Raw genomic sequence first — 20,824 nt, forward strand, 5'->3', positions numbered from 1 at the left:
CATTGCCAAAGCATCAGCCCTCCACTAGTTTGTGACATTGGTGAACAATGAGGCAATAAGGGGCTGGGTTTGACGGAGGAGGCAGCCGATCGGCGAATGGGGTTGGCAACACACGACATCGCCGCTGCCGTCGGCCACCTATACGGATGGGGCGTTGCCGAGTTGCGCCGACTCGGTGGCGAGTACGACCAAACCTTCGCCCTCACAACCGATGGCGGCCGACGCGCCGTCGTCAAGGTCTATCGGGCCGACGAAGTCGGTACCGTGCGTTGGCAACACCAGCTGCTGGATCGCCTCGCCGGGCGAGTTCCCGTTCCGGAAGTGCTACGTGGAAGCGACGGCGGCGACGTTGCCCTCGTCGACGATGAGCTGTGCTTGAGCGTGTACTCCTGGATCGACGGCTCACTGGTGTCCGACTTACCAGAGCATCCCGGCGAACTGCTGGTCGACTGGGGGCGCACGGCGGGAAACATCGTGGCCGGGCTGGCTGGCATGCCCGAGAACCGGCAGGTGGCCAAGACCCACGCGTGGGACCTGCTTGCCGCACCCCTGACGATTGGCACGATTCTGCCCCTGATCGACGATCCGGCGCAGCGCGAGGTGGCGCTGGCAGCTGTCGAGACGTTCGACACGGTGGTCGCGCCCCATGTCGCCGACCTCCCCAAAGGCGTTGTGCACCAAGATCTCAACGATTTCAACGTGTTCGGAGATCCAGCTCGGGGACGCATCACCGGCGTGATCGACTTCGCCGACTCCCTCCATACCGCTCGAGTATGCGAACCGGCGATCGCCGGGGCCTACGCGATGCTCCGGAAAGCCGACCCACTCAGCGCCCTCGTCGACGTCGCCGCCGGGTTCGACCAGGTGGTCCGACTCGACGACACCGAAATCTCACTGCTCTTTCCCTTGGCGATGATTCGCCTGGTCTGCAATGCGACGATCTGGACTGCGCGCCGCGGCGGCCCGGCGGACGACTACGGCACAGCGCGTTCCCAGCACACCTGGCATGCCCTCGCCGCGTTGCGGCCGATCCAGCTCGACCAGGCCGAGGCCCGGTTGCGCGCGACCCTCAACCGTTAGTCCTCGAATGCAAGGAAGCACACCATGACTGTCCTTCGAGATCCGGAGTCGCCGTGAATTCCCAGCCCATGAACATGGCCAACGCGTACGACAGCACGGGCGCAGCGGAATTGGATCCAGACAGCCGGGCACTCAACGAACGCCGCGATGCCGTCCTCGCACCGACGTACCGGCTGTTCTACCGCGAACCGGTTGCGCTGGAACGCGGCGCCGGCGTGTGGCTCTACGACACCGCGGGGCAGCGCTACCTCGACGCGTACAACAACGTCCCGGTGATCGGCCACAGCCATCCCCACGTGCAGCGGCTCGTCAACGACCAACTCGGCGTGCTGAACACCCACACTCGCTACCTCACCGAATCGGTGGTGCGGTATTCCGAGCGCCTGTTGGCACTCTTCCCGCCCGACCTGTCCAAGGTCGTCTACACGTGCACGGGCAGCGAAGCCGTCGACCTTGCCCTGCGCACCGCGCGCTATCAGACTGGCGCACAGGGGATCATCTGCACCTCACACGCCTACCACGGCGTCACCACAGCGGCCGCGGAGATCTCGCCGAGCCTGGGACCACACAACCCGATCCCGCCGCACGTAGTCCTCGTCGACGCACCCGACTTCTACCGCGAAGAACCACGCGAGGCGGGCGAGGCCTTCGCCGAACGCGTCCGGGCGGCCATCGCCACCCTGAGTCAACGCGGGGTGGGTGTGGCCGCCATGATCGTCGACTCGGTGTTGTCCAGTGACGGAGTGCAGTGTGACCCCGCCACCTTCCTGCATCCGGCAGCGGAGCTGGTGCGCGCCGCCGGGGGGCTGTGGATCGCCGACGAAGTGCAGTCCGGATTCGGGCGGCTGGGCACCGGCTGGTGGGGATTCGAGCGGCACGGACTCGAACCCGATCTGGTCGTGCTCGGCAAGCCGATGGGCAACGGCATCCCGATTGCAGCGCTGGTGGGACGCGAACAGGTGATGGCCACGTTTGGCCGGGACATGCGCTATTTCAACACCTTTGGCGGAAACCCCGTCAGCATCGCCGCAGCCAGCGCTGTCCTGGACGTCATCGAAGAGGACCGGCTGATCGACAACGCCCGCGATGCCGGTGCCTACCTGATCGCCGGATTGCGGGAGTTGGCGCAGCGCCACCGAGCTCTGGGTGACGTTCGCGGGACCGGATTGTTCGTCGCGGTGGAGATCGTGGACGACGACGAACGCAAAACCCCCGACGCCGAGGCCGCGGCCCGGATCGTCAACGAGATGCGGCAGCGGCGAGTGCTGATCAGCGCGTCCGGTCGACGTCACAACGTTCTGAAGATCCGGCCGCCGCTGCCGTTCACCTCGGCGCACGCCGACGTACTCCTCGCCGAGCTCGACGCAACCCTCTAACACCGAGCGCCTCGGAGTGTGGGGTGGGCTCACACCCCAAGAGCGGCAACGCATCGCGCCGTAGGGTCAGGCGGCCATGGCCGTCGCGCGTTCCCATAGACGGTGGCCCACCACCGCGGTGCCCAGCGTGGCGATCGCCGCGGCATACACCGGAACGCAGATGTGAAGCTTCATCAACAGGCCACCGACGAGCGCTCCTGCGAAGATCGCCATGACGGCCCACAACCGGCGATGGGTGAACCACGCGAGGCCACCGGCGAACAGCGTCTCGCTGGCATACGAGGTGATGGTCGAGGTCACCACCACCGTCGTCATGTCGGTCACCGCCAGGAAGCGTGCGACGGACGCCTGGGCTCCCATGGCCACGGCGATCGTGGCCGCCGCGATGACGCCGCCCAGCGACTGTCCCTCCATTGGCACCAGCAGCAAGGCCGTGGCGACCGCCGCGAGCAACGCGGCGTTGGTGCCGAGGGTCGCCGTAACGGCTGGGCCCCAACCACGTTCGCCCCGCTGCACGAGCCTGCCCGCGACCGCCGCACCCACCACGTATCCGAACAGTGCGATCAACGGGCCTGCCACCGGGAGGTCGTCCTCGGCGGCGATGCCCATGCCGAGGATGACGACGTTGCCCGTCATGTTGCCGGTGAACACCCGGTCCAAGCCCAGGTACCCGACGGCGTCGAGGGCACCGGTCACGACGGTCAACGTCATCATCGACCACAGGTGCAGATGACGCTGCACCAGCGAGTTCGGCTGCACCTACACCCTCCGGTGATGCCGGGAGTACTGCACCACGACGGCCGAGCCGTCAGCGCGTGGGTCTGCGGCCGCCGTCAGCTGTCCGCCCGAGCCGACCTGCACGACGTTGGCCTGGCCGAGCGACTCCGAATGCCTTGGCAGGATTACGGTCTCGAAGGCAGACTCGTGCAGGGACGCCATCGCAGCGTCGTCGGCGTCGGCCTCGACGACGACGGAGTCGTCCGTGCAGCCCATGGCCTGCTGACCCACGACCACGCGCGGCGCCGCCACGGCGTCGGCGGCGGACTCTCCGTCGAGCATGCGAAGCAGCACCTGGGTGAGGATCTGGGGCTGCCCCTGGCCGCCCATCGTCGACACGACGTGGCTGAGTTCGCCGTCGCGCGTGACGATCACCGGCATCAGGGTGTGCAGCGGGCGCTTCCGCGGGGCCAGGACGTTCGGCGATCCGGCATCCAACGAGAAGCTGGTGCCGCGGTCGTGGAACAGGATGCCGGTCTCGGGGTCGACGAGCCCCGATCCGAAGGCGTGGTAGACGCTCTGGATCAGCGACACGGCCCATCCGTCGGAGTCGGCGGTCGCGATGCCCACCGTGTCTCCGCGAGGCACCGACCGTGCGGCCTTGGCGTCTCCGATCGGGGTGGCCGCCCGAATGTCGTCGTACACCAGGGCCTTGATGTCTACTTCGGCGAGGCGTGGGTCGGCCAGGTACTCCGACCGCAGGCGGTTTGCGTGGTGGAACACGCGCATCAAGGTGCCGATGTCGGCGCCCAGCGGCGCCGCGGTCTGAAACTCGTCGACGGCCGTCAGTGCGCGAAGCATGATGAACCCGTGCGTGTTTGGTGGGCTCGTCGACACCGTCAGGCCGCAGAATTCGACCGACTCGGGGGCCGTGATCTCGGGCTGGAAGTCGGCGAAGTCGTGCGCGTCGAGGACGGAACCGTGCGAGCGCAGATACTTCACCGAGCTTGCGGCGAGGTCGCCGCAGTAGAACTCGTCGGGGCCACCGTCGGCCAACGCGGCGAACGTCGCCGCGAGGGCGGGTTGCCGAAATTCGTCACCGGTCTGCAGCAGGTGCCCGCCCGGTCGGAACACGCGGTCGAAGTCGGCCGACCCGTGCAGATCGGCGTTCTCGGGGTCGGCGAGGTGCGCGCCGAGTGACTCGGCGACGGGAACCCCCGCCTCGGCGGCCTGCTGAGCTGGCTGCAGCAGGCGCGCCCATGGCAGTCGTCCTGCCATGCGGTGCAATACTTCCCACCCGCGGACGCCACCAGGAACGCTGACGGCGTCGGCGCCGCGCGCCGGCAGTTCCGATCCGTGCGCGGCACGCATCGCGTCGACGTCGGCGGCCGCGCCGGACCAACCGGAGGCGTTGACGCAGGTGATCTCGCCTTCCGGGCTGCGCACCAACGCGATGAGGTCGCCGCCGAGGGCGACGTTGTGCGGGTAGACCACGGTCAGGACGGCGGCCGCGGCGATGGCGGCGTCGATCGCGCTGCCCCCGTCGCGAAACACGTCGGTCGCCGCGTCGGTCGCCAGGGTGTGCGGGGTGGCGACGGCGCCGGTGAACGACGACGCTGAAGAAGCGGGCACGGCAGACGTCCTATCTGAAGATGTGTTGGGGTGGTTGAGAAACGGGTCGGTCAGTGGATCGTCGAAAGGAACGTCTTGGTACGTTCGTTCTTCGGGTTGGCGAAGAGCTCCTCAGGAGGCGCATCTTCGATGATGCGGCCGGCGTCCATCACGATGATGCGGTCGGCGACCTCGCGGGCGAACCGCATTTCGTGAGTCACCGCCACCATGGTCATGTCGTCACGCGCGAGTTCGCGCATCACCTCGAGCACCTCGCCGACCATCTCGACGTCCAGCGCGCTGGTGGGTTCGTCGAACAGCATCACCTTTGGGCGCATGGCCAGTGCCCGTGCGATCGCGACGCGCTGCTGTTGCCCACCGGAGAGCTGGCTCGGACGCGATTCGGCCTTGTCCGACAACCCAACTCGTTCCAAGAGCGCGACGGCGTTCTTGCGTGCCTCGTCCTTTGACTGGCCGAGCACCCGAACCGGGCCGTTCCACACGTTTTCCAGCGCCGTCATGTGCGGAAACAGGTTGAAATGCTGGAAGACGAAGCCGATCTCACGTCGTCTGCGGGCGAGCTCGGTGGTGCCGATCTTCTTGCCGTGCGCGCCGTGCGCGATGGACACGCCCCCGACGAGAACCTCCCCGCTGGACAGTTCTTCGAGGTGGTTGATGGAGCGCAGCAGCGTGGTCTTTCCCGCTCCCGACGGTCCGATCAGCACCACGACCTGGCCGCGCTCGACGTCGAGGTTGACCTCGTTGAGTACCCGCTTGCCCCCGAGCACGCAGCAGGCGTCGCGCACCGACACGATCGGTTCGGTGGTGGTGGTCATCGAGCCCCCTCTTCTTGCAGCGTTGCGCTGGCCGCCGCGCGCCGGGCGCCGAGCAGCCGAGACGTGATGGGTACGCGCTGTTCGATGCCGAGCTGTCGGGCCAGCCTGTTCTCGATCCATGCCTGGATGAAGGTCCAGATCGTGGTCAGGGCAAGGTAATAGATCGCTGCGACGATGAAGATCTCGAAGGTGTGAAACGTCGCCGAGCTGATCGACTGGGTGACCAGGAACATCTCGCTGACGCCGATCACCGACAGCACCGACGTGGTCTTCATCATGCCGTTGAACGAATTGCCCAACGGCGGGACCATGACGCGCAGCGACTGCGGCACGATGATCCACCGCATCAACCTGCCAGGTGTCATGCCCAGCGAAGCGGCCGCCTCGAACTGGCCCTTCGGCACCGAATCCAAACCGGCTCTGATGATTTCAGCGATGTAGGCGCTTTCGTTGACCATCAGTCCGATGATGGCGGCCTGGACGGCGGCCTTCACCGACAACCCAAGCAACGAGGCGTCGTTGAACTGGTAGATGCCGACCGCCGCGAAGCCGGTGTAGATGATGACGAGTTGCACGAGCAGGGGCGTGCCGCGGATCACCCAGATGTACACGCTGGCACACGAGCGCACCACGGCGTACTGCGAGCGCCGCATCAGCGCCACCACCAGGCCCAGAAGGATCGCCAAAATCATTGCCACCAGGGAGATCCCGATGGTCAGGCCGAGCCCCTTGAGGAACGCGTCACTCGGGGCGAACAGCGACTTCCAAAAGAATTGCCAGTCGAATTGCATGGGCTACTTCTGAATGCTCAGGTCGGACATGCCCCACTCGCCGAGAATCTTGGCGTAGGTGCCGTTGCTCTCCAGCGTCGACAGCGCAGCTGCGATGGCGTCGTGGAGTTGCGTGTCGTCCTTGCGGGTGGCGGCGCCGATGTTGATGGTGCCGAAGGGTTGTCCGACGGTCTTGATCTTGGCACCGGTCTTGGTCTCGTAGTAGCCCAGCGTCTCGGCGGTGTCCATGAAGGCGTCGACCTGGCCGTTCTGCAGCTGCTGCAGGGACACGTCGGCCTGGTTGCTCCGGTTCACGTCGACCGGGGGTTTTCCTGCGGCGGTGCACTTGTCGGACTGTTCCATGGTCAGCGCCTCCGCCGTCGTCGCCACGGCGACCATGACCTTCTTGCCGCACAAGCTGTCGTCGAGACCCGTGACGGCGGCCGGCTTCTCCTCCGAGACGGCAATGCCGGTGCCCGACTTGACGTAGGGGACGAAGTCCACGACCTTCTCCCGCTCGGGCTTGATGTAGAGCTGCGCCATGATGACGTCGCACTGCTTGGCCTGCAGGGTGGGGATGACCGTGGCGAACGACGACTGGACGAAGTCGGACTTGAGCCCCATCTCGGCGGCCAGCGCCTTACCGAGGTCGACCTCGCTGCCGACGAGCTCGCCCGATTCGTCGTGGTAGACGTTGGGCGGCGTGCCGTCGTTGGGCGCGCAGATCTTCAGCGTGCCTGCCTCCAAGATGGCCGGGGGTGCTACCTTCGCGGGCCCACTCGGCTCCGGCGCGGCGGTGTCCGACGACGAACAGGCGACGAGCGGCAGGGCCGCCGCCGCGAGTACGGCAAAGAGTGCTTTCTTCAAGATTCCTCCAAGGGTCGGCGCCGCAGGGTGACGTCGATCACCCGGTGGCCTATCGAACGATAGGCCAGAAATGGCCGTTGTGCGACCTTTGCGGGAATCTTTAACACGGCCGTCACGAGGGACGCCGAGACGGCGTCAGCCCGCAGTTGACACTTCGAGGTCGCGCAAGCGCCTGCGCGTCACGTCCTGGATCGTCGCCAAGCGGGACTGGTCGACCAGGAGCGACCGGACGACGAAGTCAGCCGCCTGGAGTGGTCGCTCCTCACGCATGCGTCCCGACGGACCGCCCTGTTCACGCAGCGTTTCGAAGAGCACGCCGTTGATCGCACGCTGCACGAAGCTCGGTTCGAAAGACACGAACTCACCATCGACGCATCCACCGCCGACGACACGTTCGAGTTGCTCGTGGAAGAGCGCGATGCCCTCTCGCTCGTCGGCGAATTCGTCGAGTGCGAGCACGGCGTCCTGATACAGCCCGCGCGCGTCGAACGGTTGCGCCAGGATCTCCCGCACGTCACACGCGATGGCCAGGTGCAGCTTCTCGGCCCAGGTCGACTGTTCGGCAAGCCGCTGATTCATGCGGTCGATCGACGGTCCGAGGTCCATCTCCACGAGCGCGCGAAAGACCTCGTGCTTGGCCTGGAAGTGATGGAACAGCGACGGTTGACGGATCTGCACCGCTTCGGCGATGTCACGCGTCGACGTGCCGAAGTATCCCCGCTGAGCGAACAGGACGGAGGCCGCCACCAGAATCCGGCCCCTCGTCGAGGTCCAGTCGACCGGCTTCGGCTGCAAACCCTGCCCGTATTTCACGGTCCCACTGTGACACACGTCCCTGTGCGGGAGGTGTCCCGCAGCCGAAAACCGAAGCAGCCTAGGGGGTTCGGTTCTCCCTGGCCGCCACGGAACCGGGTGGGTCGTCGATGCCGATCTCGTCGCAGATCGGCGGGATCGGAAACAGCACGCCGCGCGGACTGCAGAACGGGTGCGGCGCAGGCGGCGGGGGTGGCGGAGGTGCCACCACGGGGGGAAGCGGCGCGGCCGGGTGGGGCGGCCCGGACCACGGGTACATCACGTTGGTGGTCACGTCGGCGATTCCCTCGGAATTCCAGTACCAGTCATGGCACACGTTCCAGTCCCAGCCCAGGACCTGGCTGCCGGGCGGCAGCGGATCACCGGGACACCAGTGGGTGCAGGTCATTCCGCCCGGACAGTTCCCGCCGCTGTAACTGGGTCCGTCGGCCGACGCCGTCCCGACGCCGACCGCCGACCCGCCTGCGGCCACCGTCCCTGCCACGGCGAGCGCCATCGCGAAGTTCCCGAGCCGGTTCACGAGATCGCGGCTAACCGCGGGGAAAGAGGCGCAGTGCTCATCGTCGTAGGACCCGTCGTCGTCCCCGCACTGGCCACCGTGGTGTCTGCGAGGTGCTGGATATGCCACGGTGAGTGCACACCGTCATATCGGCTACCGATCCCAAGTACTACGACTTCGACCGCAGTCGTGCGGTCAGCTCGGCGACACCGACACCACGACCTTGTCGCCGTGGCGCTCGGCGGCCGACCGGAACGCCTTGGCCGCCTCGGTCAGCGGGTGACGCTCGGTGACCAGCAGGTCCAGGTCGATCCCGTCGCCGGCAAGTGCGATTGCCCGCGGATAGGTGTCGTTCATGCGTCGCACCATCGCGAACGTCAGCCCCTTGCGGCGAGCCGGTGCCGCAGGGAACGACGAGTCGTCCCCCGACGGGATCCCCGCGAGCGCAATCCGAGCACCCGGACGGCTGGCCTCGACGGCGATCGCGATCGCGGCGTCGGTTCCGGCGATCTCCACCACCACGTCGACGCCCCTGCCGCCCGTCGCGTCGAGAACCTCCTCTGCGCCGTGCTCGTCAGAGAAGGCGGCGTCGGCTCCGCTGCGAAGCGCGGTCGCCCTCCGATGCTCGTGGGGTTCGACGGCGAACACCCGGGCCGCGCCCTGGCGGCGGGCGACCTGGATCGCCAGCGCTCCGATGGGTCCGGCGCCGACGACGAGGACGTCCGCGCCGGGCCGCACATGGCTCAGCCCGATCGCGTGGATGGCGACGCCGAGCGGCTCCAGCAACGCTCCCGCGTCGTCACTGACGTCGTCGGGCAAGGGGTGCAGCAGGTGATCCGGCCAGAGCAGCTGTTCCTGCATGGCGCCGTCAAGTGTGCCGTGGCCGGCGAATTGCACCGTGGGACAGAGGTTCTCGTAACCCATTCGACACAGCTCGCACGCCCGGCACGGGATCGCCGGGTCGACGGCAACCCGGCGCCCGGCATACGGCCCGGTGATGGCGACGGCCGCGAACTCGTGCCCTGGCACGACGGGGCGCTCGATGCGGTTCTCCCCGATGCCACCGTCGGTGAACCAGTGCAGGTCGGACCCGCAGATGCCCACCGAGGTGACCGCGAGCAGGGACCACCCCGGCGGGGGATCCCCAGGCGGGGGTTCGTCTCCCACACGAAGGTCGCCGACGGCGTGCAGTCGGGCGGCGATCATCGCGACCGTCCGCTCACAGCCCAGCGGCGACGTGGTGATACACGTCGTTCCACTTGAGTTCGTGCTGGAAGCCCCGCACCGTGGTGGCGGCGTCGATGACCAGGAGTTCGGTGTCGGTCATGGCGGCGAAGTCGTCGATCGTCTCGGTGCCGACGGCCGTGGACATCACGGTGTGGTGGGGTGCACCGGCCATCAGCCACGCCTCTGCCGAGGTCGACCAGCACGGCAACGGTTCCCATACCGCACAGGCGACCGGAAGGTTCGGCAATTCGTGGGCCGGCTCGACGACGCGTACTTCGTTGGCGACCAACCGGAATCGCGAACCCATGTCGCAGATGCCGATGATGACGGCGTCCGACGGTGCCGCGGTGAAGCGCAACCGGACCGGATCCTCGCGGCCGCCGATACCCAGCGGATGCACCTCGAGGGTGGGCTTGCCCGCCGCGATGCTGGGGCACACCTCGAGCATGTGAGCACCGAGGATGCGTTCCTGACCTGGTGTCAGGTCGTAGGTGTAGTCCTCCATGAACGAGGTTCCACCGGGCAACCCCTCGGCCATCACCTTCACGGCGCGCAGCATCATCGAGGTCTTCCAGTCCCCCTCGCCGCCGAAACCGTAACCGTCGGACATCAGGCGTTGGACGGCAAGGCCCGGCAGCTGCCGGAGGCCACCGAGGTCCTCGAAGTTGGTGGTGAACGCGTGAAAATCACCATCCTGCAGGAACTTCCGCAGACCGATCTCAATCTGGGCGCCGTGCCGCAGCGACGCGTGCCGGTCTCCTCCGGGCAGCAGTTCGGCGGCGACCGCGTAGGTGCCCTCGTACTCCCTGACCAGTTTGTCGACGTCGGCGGGGCGGACCTTCTCGACGTACTCGACCAGGTCGTTGACGCCGTAGGTGTTGACCGAGGCCCCGAAGTGCGCCTCGGCCTCCACCTTGTCGCCCTCGGTCACGGCGACGCCGCGCATGTTGTCACCGAAGCGGGCGACCTTCATCGTCGACAGCTCGGCGCGACCGAGCGCGGCCCGCGCCCACGAGCCGATCCGGCGGCGGGTGTTCGGATCGCTGACGTGGCCGGCCACGGTCTTGCGCGGGGTCGACAGGCGCGACTGGATGTAGCCGAATTCGCGGTCGCCGTGGGCGGCTTGGTTCAGGTTCATGAAGTCCATGTCGATGCTCTGCCATGGCAACTCGACACCGAACTGGGTGTGCAGATGCAGGAGCGGCTTCTGCAGCGACTTGAGGCCGCGGATCCACATCTTGGCAGGCGAGAAGGTGTGCATCCAGGCGATGACGCCGATGCATTCCTCAGATGTGTTGGCCTCACTCAATATTTGGGCGATTGCCTCGGAGGTGGTGACGACGGGGAGCCACCGCACCTCCACCGGAATCTCGGAGCTGCCGTCGAGACGATCGGCGATCTGACGCGACTGGTCAGCGACCTGATCGAGGATGTCCGGTCCGTACAGGGACTGACTGCCCGTGATCAGCCATACCTGGCTGGTGACGAGTCGGGACGCGATCATCGCTGGTTCTCCTGGGGGGTTGCGGTTGGCGTGTCGGCCTGGCCGTACACGTTCTGGTAGCGCTCGTAGAGCGAGGTCACGTTCGCGGCGTCGATGGGCGAGGTGGTGCCCAGCTGGCGGCTGATGTGCACGGTGCGCGCGACGTCCTCCACCATGACGGCCGCCTTGACGGCGTCGCGGGCCGTACGGCCGATCGTGAACGGACCGTGGCTGTGCATAAGGACTGCGGGAGATCTGCTGCCCCGCAACGTCTCCACGATGCCGCGGCCGATCGAGTCGTCGCCGATGAGCGCGAACGGCCCGACCGGAACGTCACCACCGAATTCGTCGGCGATCATCGTCAGCACGCATGGGATCGGTTCGCCGCGCGCCGCCCACGCCGTGGCGTAGGTGGAGTGGGTGTGGACGACGCCGCCCACCTCGGGCATGTGCCGGTACACGTAGGCGTGCGCCGCGGTGTCCGACGACGGGTTGAGCTCGCCGTCGACCAGGTTTCCGTACAGATCGCACACCACCATGTCGTCGGCGGTCATCGAATCATAGTCCGCGCCTGAGGGTTTGATCACCATGAGATCGCTGTCCGGCACTCTGGCGCTGACGTTGCCCGCGGTCCAGATGACGAGGTCGTAGCGGGTCAGCTGCGCGTGGAGGTCGCAGACTTCCCGACGCAACTGGGCGATGACGCGGTTGGTCTCTTCAGTGACGGTCATCGTGCAGCCCCCACCGCGTCGAGCGAGCCGATGCGACGCAGGCGGCGCATCATGTCGTTGCCTCGGCCGAACCAGTCGTACAGCGTGACGTATTCGCGGTACAGCTGGTCGTAGAGTTCGACGTTCTCCGGAATCGGGGTGTAGGCGTTGCGCACTCGTTTACCCATCTGTTTGGCGGCGGCGCGGACGTCGGTGAACGCGCCGGCGGCGGTGGCGGCGTGGATCGCCGAGCCGAGGGCCGGCGCCTGCGTCGAGGGCACCGTGGACAGCGGCAGCCCGACGACGTCGGCGTAGATCTGCATCATGAGCTGGTTCTTCAGCAGGCCACCGGCGACCACCAGCTCGGTTACCGGGACCCCGCAGTCGACGAACGTCTCGACGATCATCCTGGTCCCAAATGCGGTGGCCTCCAACAAGGCCCGGTACGTGTCGACCGCGGTCGTCTCGAGCGTCTGTCCGACGATCACGCCCGACAGTTCGTGGTCGACGAGCACCGAGCGGTTGCCGCTGTGCCAGTCGAGGGCCACCAGACCGTGTTCGCCGATGCGCTGGCTGCTGGCCAGCTCGGTCAGGTGCTCGTGCAGCGACTGGCCGCGGTTGCGGGCCTCGACCTCGTACCGCTCCGGCACGCAGTTCTTGATGAACCAGGCGAAGATGTCGCCGACCCCGGATTGACCGGCTTCGTATCCCCAACTGCCCTCGAGGATTCCGCCGTCGACTGCGCCACACATGCCCGGTACGTCTCGCAGCACGTCGGAGTTCATCACGTGACAGGTCGACGTGCCGATGATCGCCACCATCTGCCCGTTGTCGAGCGCGTCGGCCGCCGCGACCGTCACGTGGGCGTCGACGTTCCCGACGGCGACGGGGATGCCCTCGGGAAGGCCCGTCCACCCGGCGGCCTCGGCGGTGAGTGTGCCTGCCGCCTCGCCCAACTGGCCGATCGGTTGGTCGAGTTTGTCGGTCACGAAGCCGGCGAAGTCGGGGTTGAGTTCGGCGAGGAACTCGGCCGACGGGTACCGCCCGTCCTGCCGGATTCCCTTGTACCCGGCGGTGCACGCGTTGCGGACGTAAGAGCCGCACAGCTGCCAGACGATCCAGTCCGCGGCCTCGACGAAGCGGTCCATCCTCGCGTAGACCTGCGGGTCGTCCTCCAGGATCTCCAGGGCCTTGGCGAATTCCCATTCACTCGAGATCAGACCGCCGTAGCGCGGCAGCCAGCTCTCGCCCCGTTGTGCCGCAAGGGCGTTGATGCGGTCGGCCTGCGGTTGTGGCGAATGGTGGCGCCACAGCTTGCCGTAGGCGTGCGGCCGGTCGGCGTACTCGGGCAGCTCGCATAGCGGCGTGCCGTCGGCGAGCACCGGAACCATCGTGCAGGCGGTGAAGTCGGTGCCGATCCCGATCACGTCACGGGGGTCGACGCCGGCCTTCTCGACGGCGGCGGGAACGGCGGTGCGCAGCACCTCGACGTAGTCCGCGGGAACCTGAAGTGCCCACTGGTGCGGCAGTCGACGGTCGTCACCGGGCAATGTCTCGGAGACGACGCCGTGGGGGTAGACGTGTTCGGCTTGGGCCAGCTCCTGACCGTCGCTGACGCGGACCACCACCGCGCGTCCGGACAGGGTGCCGAAATCGACTCCCACCGTATATTTTTCGGCGGTTTCCTCGCCTGTCATCGGTTCTCCTCGTACGTTGCCGTGCTGTCACGGACGATCAATTCGGGGGGGAGCAGTGGGACGTTCGTGGTCGACCCGTCCAGGGTGGCGGTGACCAGGTCGATGGCTCTGCGACCGATCGCCTGAAAGTCCTGGCGCACCGTGGTCAGCGACGGATTGAGATACCCGGCTTCCGGGATGTCGTCGAACCCGACGACGCTGACGTCCCGTGGCACCACGAGGCCCGCCTCGGCGAAGGCGTGCAACACCCCGATGGCCATCTGGTCGTTCGCGACGAAGACCGCGGACGTCTCACCGCGCCGGGCCATTTCGCGTCCAATCTCATAGCCGCGCGCGGGGGTCCAGTCCCCCTCCCACGGCTCTCGAACCTGGAGTCCGGCACCGCGCATGGCCTCTTCGTAGCCCGCGCGGCGGCCCTTCGCCTCGGTGTAGCTCAGCGGGCCGAGGACGTGGTCGATCTCTCGATGGCCAAGATCGATCAGGTGTTGGGTGGCCTGGCGGGCGCCGTCGATCTGGTCGACGCCCACGCTGAGACCCCGCCCGGAGAGGTCGCCCTCCACCACGATCAGCGGGAGGCCCGGGTCGGCGGAGTGCACCACCGCCAGCGCTTCCTCCTGCGCGGCGATCATCACGATCGCCTCGACCGCTTGGCGCGCAAGGTAATCCAGCGCTCCGGCCAGTTCCTCGACGGTCACCTCGGACAACGGCACCAGGCTGGAGAAGTAGCCGGCGCCGCGCGCGGCCTCCTGCACGGATCGCTGGATGCTGGACGGACCGTAGAGCGCACTGTTCGTGCCGACGATGCCGATGATCCCGGAACGGCGGGTCACCAGCGCACGCGCAGCGGTGTTCGGTCGGTAGCCGAGTTCGTCGATCGCCTGCTGGACACGTGCCTTGGTTGTCGGCCGAATGCTGGCCGAACCGTTGATCACTCGAGAGACGGTCTGATGGCTGACGCCGGCCAGCCGTGCCACGTCGGCCATCACCGGTTTCGGTGCCGCGGGCTGCAAGTGCTGACTGCTCATCCGGGCTTCCTCACCAATAGTCGCTGAACCAGGACGAACATCAGCAGGAGCACGCCGGTCATGATCCTGGTCCAGTACGAGTCGAGGTTCGCCGCCGTGACGAAGGTCTGGATCGTGCCGAGCACCAGCACGCCGATCAACGAGCCGAGGACGAAGCCCACCCCGCCGGACAGCAGCACTCCGCCGATCACCGCGGCGGCGATCGCGTCGAGTTCGAGCCCGATGCCGTTGAGGCTGTAGCCCGACAACTTCTGGACGCCGAGCAGCAGACCCGCGAAGGCGGCACACAGGCCGCTGATCGCGTATACCGACACCCGAGCCCGTGATGCGTTGAGCCCCATGAGTTGTGCGGACTGCCGATTGCCGCCCACCGCGTACACCGTGCGGCCGAATCGGGTCTGATGCAGCACGTACACCGCGATCACGACGACGACGAGCGCCGCCACCACCGTCCACCGGATGAACTTGTCCTCGTAGAGGTAGACGTAGTTCAGGCCGAACTGGCGCAGGGTCTGGTCCTTGATGGGAAGGGTGTCGACGCTGATTATGTAGCAGAGCCCGCGGGCCAGGAACATCCCGGCGAGGGTGGCGATGAACGGTTGGACGTCGAAGTACTCGATGACCAGGCCCATCATCACACCGAGCAGGGGACCCACCACCAGCACCGCGCCCACGGCCAGCGGCATCGGCCACCCGGCCTTGAGGGCGGTGGCCAGGATCACCGTGGACAGCGCGACGACCGACCCGACGGACAGGTCGATGCCGCCGGTGAGGATGACGAAGGTCATGCCTACCGCGAGCACGATCAGATAGGCGTTGTCCACCAACAGGTTCAGGAAGACCTGGGTGGGGCTGGCGAAGTCGTAGCGCGCCACGACTGCGGTGAACATGACGATGAACAGCACCAGTGACCCGATGGGCGAGAGGTAGCGCCCCGTGATCCGACGCATCACCTCTGAGGTGTCGACGCGTGGCCGACCGACGGTCTGAACGCTCATGACTCCCTCACTTGGCTGCCATCGTCGGCGGCGCCGGAACCGATACCTGCTGTCCGGCGATCTCTTCGGTCTCGGCGTGACCGGTTGGTGCGGCTGGCCGCTTGCGACGTCGCGAGACCAGGGCCCGGAACTTCGGCGCCTGCAGCAGGCACACCGCGATCACCACGAGCGCCTTGAACACCAGCGTGGTCTCCGGAGTGATGCCCGCGGTGTACACCGTGGTGGTCAGCGTTTGGATGATGAGCGCGCCGAGGATGGTGCCGGTGAGGCTGAAACGTCCACCCAGCAGGGAGGTTCCGCCGATCACCACCGCGAGGATCGCGTCCATCTCGATCCAGAGCCCGGCGTTGTTGGCGTCGGCGGCCGAGATGTTGGAGGCGATCATGAGGCCGGCGATTCCGGCGCAGAGCGCACAGAACACGTAGACGGCGAACACGATCGTGCGGTACCGCACGCCGGCGAGTCGGCTGGCCTCGGGGTTGATGCCAACCGACTCGAGCAGCATGCCCAGGGCGGTGCGTCGCGTCAGCAGTCCCACCAGCGCGAACACCGACAGGCTCACCAGGATCGCCACCGGCAGGCCGAACACGAATCCGGAGCCAAGGATCTTGAACGGTGCGCTGGTGATCGTCACGATCTGGCCGTCGGTGATCAGCAGCGCGAGGCCGCGGCCCGCCGTCATCAGGACCAGCGTCGCGATGATGGGTTGGACGCCGAACACCGATACCAACAACCCATTCCACAAACCGAGGCCCACGGCGACGCCGAGGGCGATCCCCATGGCCGTGATCACCGTGCCAGCGCCGGCCGGATCGTCGGAGGCGGCGATGTGCGCACACGCGAGCGCGCCGCTGACGGCGACCACGGCGCCGACCGAAAGGTCGATGCCACGCGAGGCGATGACCAGCGTCATGCCGAGCGCGACCAGCATGGTGGGTGCGCCGTTGCGCAGGATGTCGATGGTGCTGCCGAACAGGTGGCCGTCCTGGACGCGGATGCTGAGGAAGGTCGGCGTCACGATGACGTTGACGATCAACAGCGCGACGAGCGCCAGTACCGGCCAGATGAGTGGAGATGCGCTGAGCTTCTTCGTCATTCGCTTCCTCCCGCCGCGATGAGCGCGGTCAGTTCGCGGACCGAGCGGTCCGAGCCGACCTGCGCGACGCACTTGCCGTCTCGGAGGACGGCGATCCGGTCGCTGATTCTGGCGACTTCGTCGAGTTCGGCGGAGATGAAGACCACACCCATGCCGTCCTTGGCGAGGTCGGTGACGAGCTTCTGGATCTGGGCCTTGGCGCCGACGTCGATGCCGCGGGTGGGCTCGTCGAGGATGAACAGCTGCGGTTCGGTGATGAGCCACCGCGCCAGCAGTACCTTCTGTTGGTTTCCGCCGCTGAGGTTCTTGACCGGTGTGCCTGGGTTACGCGGCCGGATGTCGAGCGCTTCCATGTAGCGGTCGACGAGGTCGTCCTTCACCTTCTTCGACAGCGGTCGGGCGAAGCCGCGGCGCGCTTGCAGTGCCAGCACCAGGTTTTCGCGCACGCTGAGGTCGCCGATGATGCCCTCGCCCTTGCGATCCTCCGATGAGAAGGCCAGTCCCTTGGCGATGGCGGCGCGCGGCGTGCGCATCGCGTCGGAGGATCCGTTGACCGAGATGCTTCCGCTGCTGGCGCGGTCGGCGCCGAACAGCAAGCGCGCCAACTCCGTTCGCCCTGATCCGAGCAGGCCGGCCAGGCCGACCACTTCACCGCGATGCACGTCGAGGTCCACGGGCTGCAGCTTGGGCTTGCGGCCAAGTCCGCGCGCGCTCAGCACCGGCTCACCGGTGGACGGGGTCGTAGAAGCGGCGGCGTCACCGATCTCCTCGAGCACGTCGAGCTCGTGTCCGAGCATCGCCGCGACGAGTTGGACCCTGTCCAGCTCGGCGGTTGGGTACTCGCCGACCAGACGGCCGTTGCGCAACACCGTCATTCGGTCGGAGATCGCGTACACCTGGTCGAGGAAGTGCGAGACGAACAGAATCGCGGTGCCACCGTCGCGCAGCCTGCGCATCACGCGGAACAGTTCGGCGACCTCGTCGGCGTCGAGGCTCGAGGTCGGTTCGTCGAGGATGAGCACTCGAGCGGAGACCGCGGTGGCCCGCGCGATGGCGACGAGCTGCTGGATGGCGATGGGATGCGCGCCGAGGGTGGAGCCCGGGTCGATGGTCAGGTCCAGTTGGCCGAGGAGTTCCGCGGCGCGGCGCCTCATCGCGCGGTAGTCGATGCGGCCGAAGCGACGGGGCTCGCGTCCCAGCAGAATATTCTCTGCGACAGAGAGATTGGTGCAGAGGTTGACCTCTTGGTACACGGTGCTGATGCCGGCGTCCTGCGCCTGCCTCGGGCCGGAGAACCGCTGTTCGACGCCCTCGACGGTGATGCTTCCCGCGTCGGGATCGTAGACGCCGGTCAGCACCTTGATCAGCGTCGACTTGCCTGCTCCGTTCTCTCCCATCAGTGCGTGGATCTCGCCGGGAAGCAGGCGGAAGTCGACGGCGTCGAGTGCCTTGACACCCGGGAAGTCGATGGTGACGCCCTGCATGCGGACCACCGGGGCGGCGGTAGGCCCGGGGTGGGGTGTGGTCATCGGGAATCCTTACCGGTGGTAGCCGACGCCGCTCGGAGCGTTGGGGGGGTCCTGCATCCGAGCGGCGTCGACGGTCTTTTCGGTGGTGCGGGCTAGTACTTGCGGTCGGGCAGGGCGGCCTTGGCCTGCTGCTGGTCGAAGGTCTGGTCCGGGGTCACGATGCGGGCGGGCACCGTCTCGCCTGCGACGACCTTCTTCGCGATGTCCATCAGTTGCGGCCCGAGCAACGGGTTGCACTCGACCAGGAAGTTGAACTTTCCGTCGGCGGTCGCCTGCATGCCGTCGTGCGTGGCGTCGATCGCGACGATCTTGATGTCCTGGCCGGGCTTCTTGCCGGCAGCCTCGATCGCTTCGACGGCGCCGAGGGCCATGTCGTCGTTCTGCGCGAACACCATGTCGATCTTCGGGTTGGCCTTGAGGAAGGCCTCCATGACCTGCTTGCCACCGGAGCGGGTGAAGTCACCGGACTGCGAGGCGATCACCTTGAGGTTCGGGTTGGCCTTGATGGCGTCGGCGAACCCGGTGCTGCGCTCGAGGGCGGGGTCCGACCCGGTCGTCCCCTCGAGCTGGACGATGTTCACCGGACCTGGTGCCGACGCGTACTCCTTGGCCGTCCACTCTCCTGCCCACTTGCCCTCTTGGACGAAGTCGGCGCCGAGGAAGGTCTTGTAGAAGTCCTTTTCCTGGGTGTCGACCGCGCGGTCGGTGAGGATGACGGGGATGCCGGCGTTCTTGGCTTCCAGGAGGACGGCGTCCCAGCCGGTGCGCACCACCGGGCTGAAGGCGATGACGCTGACGCGCTGCTGGACGAAGGATCGGATCGCCGAGATCTGGTTTTCCTGCTCGCCGTTGGCGTCGGAGAACTTCAGGTTGACGTCGGCGGCCTTGGCGGCGTCCTGGATGGACGTCGTGTTCGCCGTGCGCCAGCCGCTTTCCGCGCCGACCTGGGAGAAGCCCATGGTGATCTGGCCTCCCCCGCCGCCTTCGCCGGAGCCACTCGATGGCGCCGGTCCGCTGCCGCACGCTGCGAGAACGCCGGCCGTCGCGATGCCAAGCATCGCGGTGAGGACTCTCTTCACAACAACTCCTTTGGTGTTTTCGGATTGCCGAGCTCGGCGCGTTGCCGGCGTGTGTCAAAGAGCCGCGGGACCGCGGGACGTGATGTGACCGGCGTTACACCGTCAGGATGTTAACGCTCACATTCGAAAACTGTCAACAATTTGTTAGCGCTCACATTCGAGGGTCGACGGGCTTGACAAAGGCGTGAGCCGCATCACAAGATCGGTATGTTAGCGCTCACATGGGCGCCCGCCCCGGCCTGTGAGACCGCGGTGCGAACCCACTTCAGTCGGGAGGATTTCATGCGCAAGGGCATTGTTCGGATCTTGGGGGCGTTCGCCTTCATATTGGCCGTCGTGGCCACGCTTTCGGGTTGTGGTCGGTCGACGACGACGGATCAGCCGGCGGCAAGCAACGGCGAACGATCGGGCACGGTCGGCATTGCGATGCCCACCAAGTCGTCCGAGCGGTGGGTCGCCGACGGCAACAACATGGCCGAGCAGTTCAAGAAGCTCGGCTACGACACCGACCTGCAGTACGGCGACGACGTCGTCCAAAACCAGGTCTCGCAGATCGAGAACATGATCACCAAGGGCGTCAAGGTGCTGGTGATCGCGCCCATCGACAGCTCGTCGCTGACCGACACCCTGCAGCGTGCCGCCGACGCCAAGATCCCGGTCGTCAGCTACGACCGCCTGATCCGCGGCACCGAGAACGTCAACTACTACGCCACCTTCGACAACTTCAAGGTCGGCGTCCTGCAGGCCACGTACATCACCGACAAGTTGGGCCTCAAAGACGGCAAGGGCCCCTTCAACATCGAGCTGTTCGCCGGGTCCCCCGACGACAACAACGCGACGTTCTTCTTCAAGGGCGCGATGAGCGTGCTGCAGCCCTACATCGACAGCGGAAAGCTCGTCGTCAAGAGCGGCCAGACCTCCTTCGACCAGGTGGCCACGCTGCGCTGGGACGGCGGACTCGCGCAGTCGCGGATGGACAACCTGCTGAGCAAGGCCTACACCAGTGGCCGGGTCGACGCCGTCCTCTCGCCGTACGACGGCATGTCGCTTGGCATCATCTCGGCACTGAAGAGCGCGGGCTACGGCACGCCGGCCAACCCGCTGCCCATCGTCACCGGCCAGGACGCCGAGTTGGCGTCGGTCAAGTCGATCATCGCCGGTGAGCAGACCCAGACGGTCTTCAAGGACACCCGTGAACTGGCGAAAGCCGCTGTGCAGATGGCTGATTCGCTGCTCACCGGCGGCAAGCCGGAGACCAACGACACCACCACGTACGACAACGGAGTGAAGGTCGTGCCCGCGTTCCTGCTGCAGCCCGTCAGCGTCGACAAGACCAACTACCAGAAGGTGCTGGTCGACTCCGGGTACTACACCGCCGGACAGCTGGCGTGACGATCGAAGACAACGCACC

At 66.7% G+C, this 20,824-nt stretch carries 19 protein-coding genes; 3 read left to right on the forward strand and 16 right to left on the reverse strand.

Going from position 1 to position 20,824, the window contains the following annotated elements; translation table 11 throughout:
• The first annotated feature begins 69 nt into the window (after positions 1 to 69).
• Positions 70 to 1,080 (forward strand): phosphotransferase, encoded by a 1,011-nt coding sequence (locus ASD37_RS11390; RefSeq protein WP_156720854.1) that lies wholly within the window; start codon positions 70 to 72, stop codon positions 1,078 to 1,080.
• Positions 1,081 to 1,148: 68 nt separating this feature from the next.
• The gene (locus ASD37_RS11395) at positions 1,149 to 2,456 is read left to right on the forward strand and encodes an aspartate aminotransferase family protein (protein WP_056551120.1); all 1,308 of its coding nucleotides are present in this window, start codon (positions 1,149 to 1,151) and stop codon (positions 2,454 to 2,456) included.
• Between the two features lie 66 nt (positions 2,457 to 2,522).
• Here the strand turns inward: ASD37_RS11395 and ASD37_RS11400 are convergent, their stop codons facing one another.
• The 16 genes from ASD37_RS11400 to ASD37_RS11475 all read right to left on the reverse strand — a co-directional run bounded on the left by ASD37_RS11400 (position 2,523) and on the right by ASD37_RS11475 (position 19,413).
• Positions 2,523 to 3,215, reverse strand: coding sequence for a YoaK family protein (locus ASD37_RS11400; RefSeq protein WP_235568071.1), 693 nt, complete (start codon positions 3,213 to 3,215; stop codon positions 2,523 to 2,525).
• A complete protein-coding gene (locus ASD37_RS11405; RefSeq protein ID WP_235568072.1) occupies positions 3,216 to 4,805 on the reverse strand; it encodes a gamma-glutamyltransferase family protein in 1,590 nt (529 codons plus the stop codon). It lies immediately after the preceding gene.
• A gap of 50 nt (positions 4,806 to 4,855) precedes the next feature.
• Entirely contained in the window at positions 4,856 to 5,620 is a 765-nt protein-coding gene (locus ASD37_RS11410) for an amino acid ABC transporter ATP-binding protein (protein ID WP_082570094.1), read from the reverse strand.
• Complete coding sequence (locus ASD37_RS11415; RefSeq protein WP_056551121.1) at positions 5,617 to 6,411, reverse strand: amino acid ABC transporter permease; 795 nt, start codon at positions 6,409 to 6,411, stop codon at positions 5,617 to 5,619. The genes ASD37_RS11410 and ASD37_RS11415 overlap by 4 nt, the downstream gene beginning before the upstream one ends.
• Positions 6,412 to 6,414: 3 nt before the next feature.
• Complete coding sequence (locus ASD37_RS11420) at positions 6,415 to 7,257, reverse strand: ABC transporter substrate-binding protein (protein WP_235568073.1); 843 nt, start codon at positions 7,255 to 7,257, stop codon at positions 6,415 to 6,417.
• A 135-nt stretch (positions 7,258 to 7,392) separates the two neighbouring features.
• The gene (locus ASD37_RS11425; protein ID WP_056551123.1) at positions 7,393 to 8,070 is read right to left on the reverse strand and encodes a TetR/AcrR family transcriptional regulator; all 678 of its coding nucleotides are present in this window, start codon (positions 8,068 to 8,070) and stop codon (positions 7,393 to 7,395) included.
• 61 nt (positions 8,071 to 8,131) lie between these two features.
• A complete protein-coding gene (locus tag ASD37_RS11430; protein WP_235568074.1) occupies positions 8,132 to 8,590 on the reverse strand; it encodes a hypothetical protein in 459 nt (152 codons plus the stop codon).
• Between the two features lie 174 nt (positions 8,591 to 8,764).
• Positions 8,765 to 9,775, reverse strand: a complete 1,011-nt coding sequence (locus tag ASD37_RS11435) for a zinc-binding dehydrogenase (protein WP_056551124.1) — start codon at positions 9,773 to 9,775, stop codon at positions 8,765 to 8,767.
• A 13-nt stretch (positions 9,776 to 9,788) separates the two neighbouring features.
• The gene (gene araA / locus ASD37_RS11440) at positions 9,789 to 11,300 is read right to left on the reverse strand and encodes an L-arabinose isomerase (protein WP_056551125.1); all 1,512 of its coding nucleotides are present in this window, start codon (positions 11,298 to 11,300) and stop codon (positions 9,789 to 9,791) included.
• Positions 11,297 to 12,010 carry an L-ribulose-5-phosphate 4-epimerase gene (locus tag ASD37_RS11445; RefSeq protein ID WP_056551126.1) on the reverse strand — a complete coding sequence of 238 codons (714 nt, stop codon included), beginning with the start codon at positions 12,008 to 12,010 and terminating at the stop codon, positions 11,297 to 11,299. The genes araA and ASD37_RS11445 overlap by 4 nt, the downstream gene beginning before the upstream one ends.
• Positions 12,007 to 13,686 (reverse strand): ribulokinase, encoded by a 1,680-nt coding sequence (gene araB, locus ASD37_RS11450; RefSeq protein ID WP_056551127.1) that lies wholly within the window; start codon positions 13,684 to 13,686, stop codon positions 12,007 to 12,009. Before araB ends, ASD37_RS11445 begins: the two co-directional genes overlap by 4 nt.
• Positions 13,683 to 14,711 carry a LacI family DNA-binding transcriptional regulator gene (locus tag ASD37_RS11455; protein WP_056551128.1) on the reverse strand — a complete coding sequence of 343 codons (1,029 nt, stop codon included), beginning with the start codon at positions 14,709 to 14,711 and terminating at the stop codon, positions 13,683 to 13,685. The genes araB and ASD37_RS11455 overlap by 4 nt, the downstream gene beginning before the upstream one ends.
• Positions 14,708 to 15,709, reverse strand: coding sequence for an ABC transporter permease (locus ASD37_RS11460; protein WP_056551129.1), 1,002 nt, complete (start codon positions 15,707 to 15,709; stop codon positions 14,708 to 14,710). Before ASD37_RS11460 ends, ASD37_RS11455 begins: the two co-directional genes overlap by 4 nt.
• Positions 15,710 to 15,716: 7 nt before the next feature.
• Complete coding sequence (locus ASD37_RS11465; protein ID WP_056551130.1) at positions 15,717 to 16,805, reverse strand: ABC transporter permease; 1,089 nt, start codon at positions 16,803 to 16,805, stop codon at positions 15,717 to 15,719.
• Positions 16,802 to 18,334: a sugar ABC transporter ATP-binding protein gene (locus tag ASD37_RS11470; RefSeq protein WP_056551131.1), complete on the reverse strand. Its 1,533-nt coding sequence runs from the start codon at positions 18,332 to 18,334 to the stop codon at positions 16,802 to 16,804. Before ASD37_RS11470 ends, ASD37_RS11465 begins: the two co-directional genes overlap by 4 nt.
• A 92-nt stretch (positions 18,335 to 18,426) precedes the next feature.
• On the reverse strand, positions 18,427 to 19,413 hold the full coding sequence (locus tag ASD37_RS11475; protein WP_056551132.1) for an ABC transporter substrate-binding protein: 987 nt from the start codon (positions 19,411 to 19,413) through the stop codon (positions 18,427 to 18,429).
• Positions 19,414 to 19,695: 282 nt separating this feature from the next.
• On the opposite strand from ASD37_RS11475, the gene chvE reads away from it, so the two are divergent.
• On the forward strand, positions 19,696 to 20,805 hold the full coding sequence (gene chvE / locus ASD37_RS11480; protein WP_056551133.1) for a multiple monosaccharide ABC transporter substrate-binding protein: 1,110 nt from the start codon (positions 19,696 to 19,698) through the stop codon (positions 20,803 to 20,805).
• Positions 20,806 to 20,824: the final 19 nt, after the last annotated feature.

Origin of the sequence: Mycobacterium sp. Root135 (genome assembly GCF_001426545.1) — a bacterium.
Classification (GTDB): domain Bacteria; phylum Actinomycetota; class Actinomycetes; order Mycobacteriales; family Mycobacteriaceae; genus Mycobacterium.

Excerpts from the sequence above, each read along its gene's own strand:
- ASD37_RS11470 (WP_056551131.1), bottom strand. The coding sequence starts at position 18,334 with ATGACCACACCCCACCCCGGGCCTACCGCCGCCCCGGTGGTCCGCATG.
- ASD37_RS11455 (WP_056551128.1), bottom strand. The coding sequence starts at position 14,711 with ATGAGCAGTCAGCACTTGCAGCCCGCGGCACCGAAACCGGTGATGGCC.
- ASD37_RS11445 (WP_056551126.1), bottom strand. The coding sequence starts at position 12,010 with ATGACCGTCACTGAAGAGACCAACCGCGTCATCGCCCAGTTGCGTCGG.
- ASD37_RS11460 (WP_056551129.1), bottom strand. The coding sequence starts at position 15,709 with ATGAGCGTTCAGACCGTCGGTCGGCCACGCGTCGACACCTCAGAGGTG.
- ASD37_RS11395 (WP_056551120.1), top strand. The coding sequence starts at position 1,149 with ATGAACATGGCCAACGCGTACGACAGCACGGGCGCAGCGGAATTGGAT.
- ASD37_RS11465 (WP_056551130.1), bottom strand. The coding sequence starts at position 16,805 with ATGACGAAGAAGCTCAGCGCATCTCCACTCATCTGGCCGGTACTGGCG.
- araB (WP_056551127.1), bottom strand. The coding sequence starts at position 13,686 with ATGACAGGCGAGGAAACCGCCGAAAAATATACGGTGGGAGTCGATTTC.
- ASD37_RS11415 (WP_056551121.1), bottom strand. The coding sequence starts at position 6,411 with ATGCAATTCGACTGGCAATTCTTTTGGAAGTCGCTGTTCGCCCCGAGT.
- chvE (WP_056551133.1), top strand. The coding sequence starts at position 19,696 with ATGCGCAAGGGCATTGTTCGGATCTTGGGGGCGTTCGCCTTCATATTG.
- ASD37_RS11435 (WP_056551124.1), bottom strand. The coding sequence starts at position 9,775 with ATGATCGCCGCCCGACTGCACGCCGTCGGCGACCTTCGTGTGGGAGAC.
- araA (WP_056551125.1), bottom strand. The coding sequence starts at position 11,300 with ATGATCGCGTCCCGACTCGTCACCAGCCAGGTATGGCTGATCACGGGC.
- ASD37_RS11410 (WP_082570094.1), bottom strand. The coding sequence starts at position 5,620 with ATGACCACCACCACCGAACCGATCGTGTCGGTGCGCGACGCCTGCTGC.